The sequence below is a fragment of the Acetobacter sp. DmW_125128 genome, assembly GCF_008704325.1.
GTDB classification, from domain to species: domain Bacteria; phylum Pseudomonadota; class Alphaproteobacteria; order Acetobacterales; family Acetobacteraceae; genus Acetobacter; species Acetobacter oryzifermentans.
Genome location: NZ_VHOP01000004.1, coordinates 34,409 through 44,862, shown reverse-complemented (window position 1 = coordinate 44,862; position 10,454 = coordinate 34,409). Strand labels below are relative to the sequence as shown.

Sequence of the window (10,454 nt, the reverse complement as noted above, 5' to 3'; positions counted from 1 at the left end):
AGACCCTACGTCAGCGCATCATGGTGTATTTTCCTATACGCATGATTGCGTATAGCCCCATACGGCTCTATGTTACGATACTATAACAAGATATCCAGAAGATCAGGAATCCGCTTTTGCCTCATGATACCAGCCACCTGCGTATCGTGCGTACTCGCAGGGCATATAATCGCTGGGCAGCAGACCAGACTTTTGAAGATTATGCACTGCGCTTTACAGCCCGAAGCGCCCGCACTGCCACCCCCATGCGCGCAGCTTTTACTGCCTTGGGGTCTATCTCGTTTCTGGCACTAGAAGCTATCGGGGGTACACTTACACTCGCTTTTGGCTTCACCAATACAGCTATTGCCATTACATTTGTAACGGTTCTTATTTTTTGTATCACTCTACCGTTATGTGCAACGGCTGCAAAAGCTGGCCTAGATGTAGATCTTTTAACGCGCGGAACAGGCTTTGGTTATATTGGATCAACTGTTACATCGTTAATTTACGCCAGTTTTACATTTATCTTTTTCGGCTTAGAAGCTGCCATTCTGGCGGGCACCTTACACATTCTTCTCAATATTCCATTATGGCTTGCCTATCTTGCATGTGCGGTAGTTATCATCCCACTGGTTGCACGAGGTATAACATTTATTGCAAAATTTCAGATTATTACATTCCCTATATGGTTTTTTCTTAACCTTCTACCGTTATCCATACTTATTATACAACACCCACTTTGGTTAGCTGAGTGGACACATTTTTCTGGGCTGTTACAACACACATCAGGAATTGATACTCTCGCTATTGGCAGTGCAGCTTCTGTTATGATCGTTCTGGTTTGCCAAAGTGCAGAACAGATTGATTTCTTGCGCTTTCTTCCTCCACTTACGGCACAGAACAAACGGCAATGGTGGAGTGCTCTGATTTTAGGTGGCCCAGCATGGATTGTTCTGGATGCAGCCAAGCTTCTTGCCGGATCATTTCTTGGATGGGTTGCTTTACGTGCAGGTTTTTCACCTTTACAGGCCACACAACCTGGTTTGATGTATCATTTGGCATGGAGCAGTTTTACGCCCCCAGAGCTTGCTACAGCCCTTACGATCGCTTTGGTGGCTGTGTCTCAAATCAAAATCAATATTACAAATGCGTATGCAGGATCTCTCGCTTGGTCGAACTTTTTCTCCCGACTTACACATTCTCATCCTGGACGGGTCTTTTACGTTCTTTTTAATATTACCATTGCCCTGATTCTTATGGAAGCTGGATTGGTAAACACAATCCAAACAGGTATCATCTTTTATGCCGTTCTGGCATGCGCATGGATTGGTGTTATCCTTGGGGATGTGACCATTTGCAAACCTTTAAAGCTTTGCCCATCAGAAATAGAATTTAAGCGCTCATTGCTGCCGGATCTCAACATTGTTGGCATTGGCGCTTGGGCTTTAGGAGCAGGCATTGGCACCCTTGCCATGTCTGATTTACTAGGGGTGTATGCCGCTGCTTTTGCACCATTTCTAACACTCTTTGTTGCCTGTGGCACAACGCCTCTTCTGGCTTATCTTACCCATGGACGCACTTACACGGCACGCAAACAGCCCGCAGAATGGAATACCCAGCCGGTTATGCGCTGCGTGATCTGTGAGCATGAGTTTGAAGCCGAAGACATGACATCCTGCCCAGCATATGGGGGTACCATTTGTTCCCTATGTTGCTCGCTTGACGGGCGATGTCATGATCGTTGCAAACCTATTGCAACTCACCTTTCATACCAACTCACTGCCCCATTGCGTACCTTACCTTCTAAACTTAGGCGCATTCTTGTTTCTCCCGGTGGGCGATTTGTATGCCTTCTTATCTGTATCATTTTTGTGCTTGGGTTTCTTGCGCACAAAACCGGGCTGCCGTTTGATGGCACATTGCTCATTGTGTTTCTGGCCTGCGTTATAGGCGCATGGCTTTTGGTTATGGCGCAGGAAGGCCGTAAAACGGCAACACGGGAAACACTGCATCAAACACGCCTGTTGATGAACGAAATACGTGCACGTATGCGTATGGATCAGGCATTACAAAATGCACGTGAAAAAGCAGAAGCTGCCAGTTTGGCAAAAACGCGCTACATTAGCGGTATCAGCCACGAAATCCGCTCTCCTTTAAATGCAATCATGGGGTATATCCAGCTTTTACAGCATGACGCACGTATGCCTCCAGAACGGCAGAAAACACTCAGTATCATGCGGGAAAGCGGAGATCATATCACAAGCATTCTTTCCGGCCTGCTGGATATTTCGCGGATTGAAGCAGGACGCATTGAATTACATTCTGACACAATCCCGCTTGCAGCTTTTTTAGAATCTGTCGCTCAGATGATGCGCCCACAAGCACAGGCAAAAGGGCTAAAATTCTACTGGAAGCCCCAGTTTTTACCATCTGTTGTAACATGCGATGAGCATCGCCTCAGGCAAGTTCTGCTCAACCTGCTTTCAAATGCAATTAAATATACACAACAGGGTTCTGTTACTTTTTCTGCCCGCTGGCATGCACAAATTGCTGAATTTACCGTAGAAGATACAGGTTCCGGAATTGCCATAGAAGATCAAGAACGTATTTTTGATCCTTTTGAACGGGCAGCAGCAACAGCCAATATTCCCGGCACTGGGCTTGGGCTTACTATCACTAAACTTTTAACAGAAGTGATGGGGGGAGAATTGACCTTTACCAGCACAATGGGCAAAGGGTCTTGTTTTAAATTACGCCTTATGTTGCCAGATAAAGATATTCAACTTTCACCGATCCTGCCGGCTTTTCCCATCGGATATGAAGGGCCAAAACGTACAATCGGTATTGTCGATGATAGCTCCAGCCACCGCCAGATTATGCGGGAACTCCTTGAGCGCTGCGGCTTCAATGTACGAGATTTTGAAAATGGACGGGAATGTCTGGACTGTCTTGATCTTGCATGCCCAGATTTATTGTTACTTGACCTGACAATGCCTGAAATGGATGGGCGCGAACTTGCGTTGCGTATTCGACAAACTTCTGCAACCCATATTCCCATCATGTTTCTAACTGGTAACCTTGTAGAAAGTGCCAACCGGCATGTGGCTTCCTTGGAGGATTGTCCTGTTATTGGAAAACCGGTTAATCTTTCAATCCTCATTCAGGAAGTCGGAAAGATTCTTTCTTTATCATGGATCTTTCCAGATTCTTATATAGATGACTACCCAAAACAAGCTGAATTTCAGAAACCTACTGACCATTTACCAGAAAAAGAACGTCTTTATTTGCTAGCTGCTTTGAATAGAGGCAACCTAAAACAAGTGCGAGAAAGATTAGCCTCTCTGCAATCAGAAAAGCCTATGTTACGGGATATGATTGCCCCACTGGCAAAAATGGCTGCCACCTATCAACTGGAAGCACTTCGCATCCAACTGGAGCAGGACGAGGCATGAAAAGCTCATCCCCCCAACGTCGTACCATTCTAATCGTTGATGATGACCCATCTGTTCTGGGCATGATGGATGAAACACTCTCTGATAATGGGTATTCTGTACTTTTGGCACAGTCTGGAACTTCCGCCCTAGAAGTTGTGGCACGCACAGTGCCCGATCTTATTCTTGTGGATGCTCTTATGCCCGGCATGACAGGGTGGGAAGTATGCGAAACACTGCATCAGGACTATCACCTTTCATCTATCCCACTAATATTCATGACGGGTTTAACAGAAACAGAACACGTGCTTCGGGCTTTTGAAGCTGGAGCAGTTGATTACGTTACAAAACCTTTAAGACTAGAAGAAACTCTCGCGCGTATCAGCGTGCATATAGAAGCGGCAGCTCGTATTCGAACCGCTCAAACTGCACTGGATAGTGCTGGTCGCTTTCTGTTCGCAGCAACTTCAGCAGGTAATCTATTATGGCGCACACCCCAAGCGGCAGATCTTTTAGATAAAGATGAACTTGATTTACCTGCCATCCTAAGGCGCTTTCCAACGCTTCCACCACCTGGGCAAGTGATTGACCAGAAGCAGGTAGGTGAAAATGAAGTTCTTATCACCTTTGTGGGTGTTTCATCTACAGATGAACTTTTGTTCCGAATTTCTTCTCATGCGCTCTTGCCGGAAAAAACCTTACAGGAAGCACTGAATATAAGCGCTCGGGAAGCAGAAGTACTACTATGGATTTCTCGCGGCAAAACAAGCCGTGATATTGCAGATATTTTGCTGGTAAGCCCCAGAACCATAGATAAACATATTGAACAGATTTATAATAAAACAGGTTTGAGCACACGTTCTGCTGCGGCCGCAACTGCATCCAGGATCCTGCAGCAACAATAAGCAGGACCCTTAGATTTTTTAATGTAGAAGCCTATCGTGCCTGTTCATCCAACAAGCGTTCATCATCTGCATCTGGCAGCGTCATCGCCGGGCACACTTTGTGTTCCTGTGCCTTTCTGATATCTGCAAGCTGTGATTCCAGCTTATTTATACGTTCATCAGAAATATCTTCCCTTAAAGGCTTACCTTCTGGCGTAAGTGTCATGCCGTTCATCACACCAATACCCGGAATAGGATCTAGTTTTACGTAAAATCCGCTATTATCCGTATCATTACCTTTCTTTTCGGCAGCAACCTTTTTCTTCTTTAGAGCAGATACCTGGTCTGAAACCCTAACCTCTTCCGCAAAAAGATGTCGGCAATCAAGGTTTCGAATATCTGACTCTGCATATGCTGCCCCGGCAAAAAGACCACAGAACACTACGAATGCTCCCTTCAGCCCACGGCACATCATGATCTGCATTTTGTTATCTCCCGGCATCCCTTAAACACCCAATTTTTCAGAAAATGATAAGTTCTGAAAATATGATTTTAGTATTGAAGCTGCATACCTAACAGAAAGGCATTTGAGGCTTTTGTTTTGGCTTCGTGATACCTAACATAATCCAACGTAAACCGTAGATTATGACCATCTAATACATAGTTTGCACCGGCATCAAACTGTGTCGTTTTAGGATGCCCTGATCCATACAAATCTTTTTTGAAGCGGAATTCCTGATACCTTACGAGCGGCTGCAAACGCCCCCAGCCCAATGTGTACGGAATAAGGTAGGCTGTACTGGCAAGAAAAGCCGTGCCATCACTAATTCCACCAACATTCCCGTATTCTGCCGCTCTTTGGCGATAGCCAGAAGCAATATCCTGCACACCACCAGTATAATACTGATAATAAGCACCTTCTAGCGTATACACACCATGCTTTGCATTTTTCCCGATCTTTTTTTCAAAAAGACCGTCAATATTCCATGCCTTGTAATCACCTTTATCCTGCGCTGTACCAACGCCATCAGTTTCGTACTGACCCGCCAAACCAATAGCAAGAATATCGGCTTTGCCGTAATAAGTGCTGGCGGTATAATAGGCTGGTGATGGCTCTGGATCTAGAAAGTTATATTCCAACCGTGCAGCAAACAAAGGATGCTCACCATAATTTGAGCCTCCTTGTACCCAGTTATGGCCTCGGTACACACCTGCCATATACCGGAAATGGTCTTTCACCAGCTTGCCCCACACTGTAATACCATCATCACGACCAGACCATGCCCCTGGATATTGTGACACAAAGGGAAAAGCATAAGTGCTCAGGAAATATGGGCCATCCAGGTTGGATCGATCACTTGGGGTCAACATCCGCCCCATCCAAACATTAAAGAACTTCCATGGTTCAACCTGAAGAATACCGTCCAAAACATTCCAGTTGCCATCACGCAAACGCTCAAGATTAAGCGTGCTTTTTACATATTTATGAAACTGCGCACCCATATAAATACGTAAGTCATTAGCACTAGCGGCTCCGGAATGTGCCGGAGTAGCGTTGGGATCATTAGATAGGTACTGCCCACGCACACCAACACCCAAGGTAAAAAACTGATCCTTACCAAAGTTAAAGGTTGCCGCCGCATGGGATAACTGCGGCAATGCTGCGCTGACCACGACACAAAGAGACAGAATCGTTGTTCCACACTGAAACAATTTTGTTTTACGACTTAATGAAAACCGCGATAGCAACGCGACCATGACCTTCTCCCCTGTAGCCATAATTGCCAAATGGCCATGTCGTTACATTACGATAACGAATCTTTTTGGGGGTATGGGTGAAATTACCTAGATCGAATTAGAAAGAGAAAATCCAAATATGAACCTACGAAATGATATATATATTGGTTACATGAGATACATTTTTATTTAATATTTTATGTAATGAAATTACAATACCTATGAGCTATAATGTAAAATTTATATAAAATGATAACTCATAGGTATTTTAAATAAGAATGTTATTTTCTTTTCTAGAGTGCTCCACGTTCAATAATAAATTGAGCAATATCTTCCACACCTTCGCCTGCTCGAATATTTGTAAAGACAAAGGGCCGTTGCCCACGCATCTTGCGACTATCCCGATCCATAATGCCTAAATCCGCTCCTACATATGGTGCAAGATCAATTTTATTAATGACCAATAGGTCGCTACGCGTAATACCTGGCCCACCTTTGCGGGGGATTTTATCTCCAGCAGAAACATCAATGACATAAATAGTTAAGTCAGCCAATTCTGGGCTAAAAGTTGCCGCCAGATTGTCTCCACCACTTTCCACCAAAATGAGATCAAGCTTTTCAAAGCGTTCTGATAATTCAGCAATACCAGCAAGATTAATACTTGCATCTTCTCGTATTGCTGTGTGCGGGCACCCTCCTGTTTCTATCCCCATAATACGTTCTGGTGGCAAAGAACCTGCTCTAGTCAGAAACTCAGCATCTTCACGCGTGTAAATATCGTTTGTTATGGCCGCAATATTATATATATCCCTAAACCAGCGGCATAAGGCATCCATTAATGCTGTTTTACCCGTTCCTACTGGGCCACCAATACCGACACGTAGCGGGCCATATTTTATGTCTGTCATGTTCTAAATAGCCTTGTAACCTGAGTTTCATGGTGCATGGCAGCAAGATCTGCGCAAAAGCATGCTCCACCAATATCTTCGAGTGTGAGGTTCTGGGTTTTCTGAGTAGCTTTCTGCAACGTTGTTTCCAAACTAGCCAATGCCCGCAGTCCATCTGTTTGCCCTAAAGGCACCAAACGCACTGCGGCAGAAACTAACGCAGCAATAGCAGCATACCCACCCGCCAAAGCTGCTTGCTGGCGTGATACGTTACCATATCGAAACACGACACCTTGCGCGACTGGCAAAGGCCAACGGATATGAGACGGAATAATATCCTGTGGAACAACATTCCAGACTGCAGCGGCTTTCTGAAACGCCTCTCCTTGATACACAGTTTCTTCATAACGCTCACGCGATGAAGCACAGGCACAGGCAAACTCAGCAACCTCATATAACTGTGCCTGATTATATGCGGCATCCCAAGCTGCCTGCAAAATTATCTGATCATTCTGCAAACTTCCGTAATAAAGAAGAGCTTCTATCCATTGGCATAATGATGCGACATTATGCACATCGCCATTCTCAACAGCCCATTCCAAGCCATGACTATAAGCATAGCTTCCTGTTGGAAATGCTGGAGAGACCCATGAAAGAAGACGCAAAAAATCCTTACCTTCCATGCTTTCTTCATTAATCATGAGAGTGGTGTGTATGTCCGTTTTCATGCTGATGTGCACCTATATGCCCTGCATACGCACCACTTTCGGGATCAAATGCAGCCATGACCATATGCACATGGCCACCAAGGCCACGAATCATATCTGCAATGACATGATCATGCCTTATAAGAATACGGTGTTCCTCAATAGTTGCGGGAAGATGCCGGTTTCCTATATGCCATGCCAAACGTAACAAATGTAAGCCATTTATTGCCGTGACTTCCATAAGTTCTTCCGGAAGCGATTTTACCAGAATAATGCGTCCATCCTGTAGTTTCAGACCATCACCAGCCCGCAACAAACGTGCATGTTCCAGATCAAGAAGGATTTTTTCACCAGATTGCAAGCAAATAACCATACGGCGGCGGTGGCGGCCCTCATAGTCGGCTGCAAAAATTTCGGTTGCTGCTGTTTCTGGCCAACTTCCTGCTGGAAGAATTTCAATTATGCGTTGCATCAGAACAGAAAATACCTTTGTGCCATAGGAAGAACTTCTGCAGGTTCGCATGTCAGTAACACACCATCGGCGCGCACTTCATATGTTTCGGGGTCTACTTCGATATGTGGCATAGCATCATTATGAATCATGCTGCGTTTACCGATACTTTCTCGTGTATTGGACACTGCGGAAAGTTTACGTTGTAGCTTAAGTTTATGTCCTAAATCATCTTCCAGTGCGGCTTGAGAAACAAATGTAAGACTTGTATGTGTCAGCGCACCACCGTATCCGCCAAACATCATACGACCATGAACGGGTTGCGGCGTGGGGATAGAAGCGTTGGGGTCGCCCATCATTGCATAAACAATTGCACCACCTTTAATCACCATTTCTGGCTTTACACCAAAAAAAGCAGGTTCCCACAAAACAAGATCTGCCAATTTTCCAACAGCGATAGATCCCACCTCATGCGCCAAACCATGCGCAATGGCCGGGTTTATGGTGTATTTGGCAATATAACGTTTAACCCGGTTGTTATCTGCCACACTATCTCCGGACAGCGCACCACGCTGTAGCTTCATTTTATGCGCTGTTTGCCATGTTCTTAACGGCACTTCCCCCACACGCCCCATGGCCTGACTGTCGGACGACATCATGGAAAGCACGCCCATATCCTGAAAGATATCTTCAGCTGCAATAGTCTCACGCCGAATGCGACTTTCCGCAAAAGCAATGTCTTCTGGAATGTGCGGATCAAGATGATGGCATACCATCAGCATATCCAAATGCTCATCCAGCGTGTTGACTGTGTATGGGCGCGTTGGATTGGTAGAAGATGGTAAAACATTCGGCAAACCAGCTACACGTATAATATCTGGTGCATGCCCCCCACCCGCACCTTCTGTATGAAAAGCATGAATGGTGCGCCCTTTAAATGCAGCAATTGTATCTTCCACAAACCCGCTTTCATTCAGCGTGTCTGTATGGATCATCACCTGAACGTCCATGCGGTCAGCCACGCTCAAGCAACAATCAATAGCCGCTGGCGTTGATCCCCAATCCTCGTGCAATTTCAGACAACACGCCCCTGCCCTTACCATTTCCTCCAAGGCTTCTGGGCGTGATGCATTGCCCTTACCTGCAAAAGCCAGATTAACCGGAAACGCATCTGCGGCCTGCAGCATACGCGCCAGATGCCAAGGCCCCGGTGTGCATGTTGTAGCCGCTGTACCTGTGGCTGGCCCGGTGCCTCCTCCCAGCATAGTCGTTATGCCAGAAGATAAAGCCTCTTCTATTTGTTGTGGGCAAATATAGTGAATATGACTATCAATTCCACCAGCAGTTAGTATTTTACCCTCTGCTGCAATTATTTCTGTGCCCGGACCAATAATAATATCTACACCCGGCTGAATATCCGGATTTCCTGCCTTACCAATTGCTGCAATACGTCCATCTCGCAAGGCAACATCTGCCTTAACAATACCCCAATGATCAACAATTAGCGCGTTTGTGATAACCGTATCTACGGCACCTTGTGCGCGAGACAATTGTGATTGCCCCATGCCGTCACGAATAGTTTTTCCACCACCAAACCGCACTTCTTCCCCATAAATTGTAAAATCTTTTTCTACTTCCACAAGCAAAGCTGTATCTGCCAGCCGAACACGATCCCCTGTAGTGGGGCCAAACTGGCCTGCATATTCGTAACGGGAAAGATGCGTCATTTATCTATACCTCCCATCACTTCCCCTCGAAAGCCAAATACTTGGCGCAAGCCTCGTAATGGAACCAGTGTTACTTCTCGTATCTGTCCCGGCTCAAAGCGAATGGCACCGCCCGAAGGCACGTTTAGCCGCCAACCTTTGGCTTGTTCGCGCTCAAACAGCAGAGCAGGATTTACTTCATAAAAATGATAATGGCTTCCCACCTGTATGGGACGATCTCCTGTATTGGAAACCATCAACTTGCGTTGGAGCTGCCCCTCATTCAGAACAATATCACCTTCTGCAACCAGAATTTCCCCTGGCAAGGCATCTGCAGGCAAAGCATCAACGTATCGGGGCATGAACCGTCACCAATTTTGTTCCGTCAGGAAAGGTTGCTTCCACTTGCACGTCATGAATCATTTCTGGCACGCCAGCCATAACCTGATCACGCGTTAACACACGGCCACCACTTGCCATAAGCGCTGAAACACTCTGACCATCCCGCGCACCTTCCACTACATGATCTGTTATAAGAGCGACAGCTTCAGGGTAATTTAAACGCACCCCACGCTCCAATCTGCGCCGCGCCACCATTGCTGCCATGGCAATAAGCAATTTATCTTTTTCTCGGGGTGTCAGTTTCATAGTTTACGTTTTCTCTACTTT

10 protein-coding genes are annotated in these 10,454 nt (G+C 45.8%); 2 read left to right on the top strand and 8 right to left on the bottom strand.

Annotated features, from left to right (window positions below; all coding sequences use genetic code 11):
- Nucleotides 1-116 precede the first annotated feature (116 nt).
- Both FKW19_RS01730 and FKW19_RS01725 read left to right on the top strand, forming a co-directional pair.
- Nucleotides 117-3,434 carry an ATP-binding protein gene (locus FKW19_RS01730; protein WP_089179640.1) on the top strand — a complete coding sequence of 1,106 codons (3,318 nt, stop codon included), beginning with the start codon at nucleotides 117-119 and terminating at the stop codon, nucleotides 3,432-3,434.
- Nucleotides 3,431-4,318, top strand: coding sequence for a DNA-binding response regulator (locus FKW19_RS01725; protein WP_089179641.1), 888 nt, complete (start codon nucleotides 3,431-3,433; stop codon nucleotides 4,316-4,318). The genes FKW19_RS01730 and FKW19_RS01725 overlap by 4 nt, the downstream gene beginning before the upstream one ends.
- Nucleotides 4,319-4,349: 31 nt before the next feature.
- Here the strand turns inward: FKW19_RS01725 and FKW19_RS01720 are convergent, their stop codons facing one another.
- The 8 genes from FKW19_RS01720 to FKW19_RS01685 form a co-directional block, all read right to left on the bottom strand.
- Nucleotides 4,350-4,799: a hypothetical protein gene (locus FKW19_RS01720; RefSeq protein ID WP_063354636.1), complete on the bottom strand. Its 450-nt coding sequence runs from the start codon at nucleotides 4,797-4,799 to the stop codon at nucleotides 4,350-4,352.
- Nucleotides 4,800-4,849: 50 nt separating this feature from the next.
- On the bottom strand, nucleotides 4,850-5,800 hold the full coding sequence (locus tag FKW19_RS01715; RefSeq protein ID WP_193561118.1) for a porin: 951 nt from the start codon (nucleotides 5,798-5,800) through the stop codon (nucleotides 4,850-4,852).
- A gap of 527 nt (nucleotides 5,801-6,327) precedes the next feature.
- Nucleotides 6,328-6,942: an urease accessory protein UreG gene (gene ureG / locus FKW19_RS01710; protein WP_089179642.1), complete on the bottom strand. Its 615-nt coding sequence runs from the start codon at nucleotides 6,940-6,942 to the stop codon at nucleotides 6,328-6,330.
- Nucleotides 6,939-7,604 (bottom strand): urease accessory protein UreF, encoded by a 666-nt coding sequence (locus FKW19_RS01705; protein ID WP_089179971.1) that lies wholly within the window; start codon nucleotides 7,602-7,604, stop codon nucleotides 6,939-6,941. The genes ureG and FKW19_RS01705 overlap by 4 nt, the downstream gene beginning before the upstream one ends.
- 10 nt (nucleotides 7,605-7,614) lie before the next feature.
- Nucleotides 7,615-8,100 carry an urease accessory protein UreE gene (locus FKW19_RS01700; protein ID WP_089179643.1) on the bottom strand — a complete coding sequence of 162 codons (486 nt, stop codon included), beginning with the start codon at nucleotides 8,098-8,100 and terminating at the stop codon, nucleotides 7,615-7,617.
- Nucleotides 8,100-9,806, bottom strand: a complete 1,707-nt coding sequence (gene ureC / locus FKW19_RS01695) for an urease subunit alpha (RefSeq protein ID WP_089179644.1) — start codon at nucleotides 9,804-9,806, stop codon at nucleotides 8,100-8,102. Before ureC ends, FKW19_RS01700 begins: the two co-directional genes overlap by 1 nt.
- Nucleotides 9,803-10,147: an urease subunit beta gene (locus FKW19_RS01690; protein ID WP_089179645.1), complete on the bottom strand. Its 345-nt coding sequence runs from the start codon at nucleotides 10,145-10,147 to the stop codon at nucleotides 9,803-9,805. Before FKW19_RS01690 ends, ureC begins: the two co-directional genes overlap by 4 nt.
- On the bottom strand, nucleotides 10,131-10,433 hold the full coding sequence (locus tag FKW19_RS01685; protein ID WP_006115792.1) for an urease subunit gamma: 303 nt from the start codon (nucleotides 10,431-10,433) through the stop codon (nucleotides 10,131-10,133). Before FKW19_RS01685 ends, FKW19_RS01690 begins: the two co-directional genes overlap by 17 nt.
- Nucleotides 10,434-10,454: the final 21 nt, after the last annotated feature.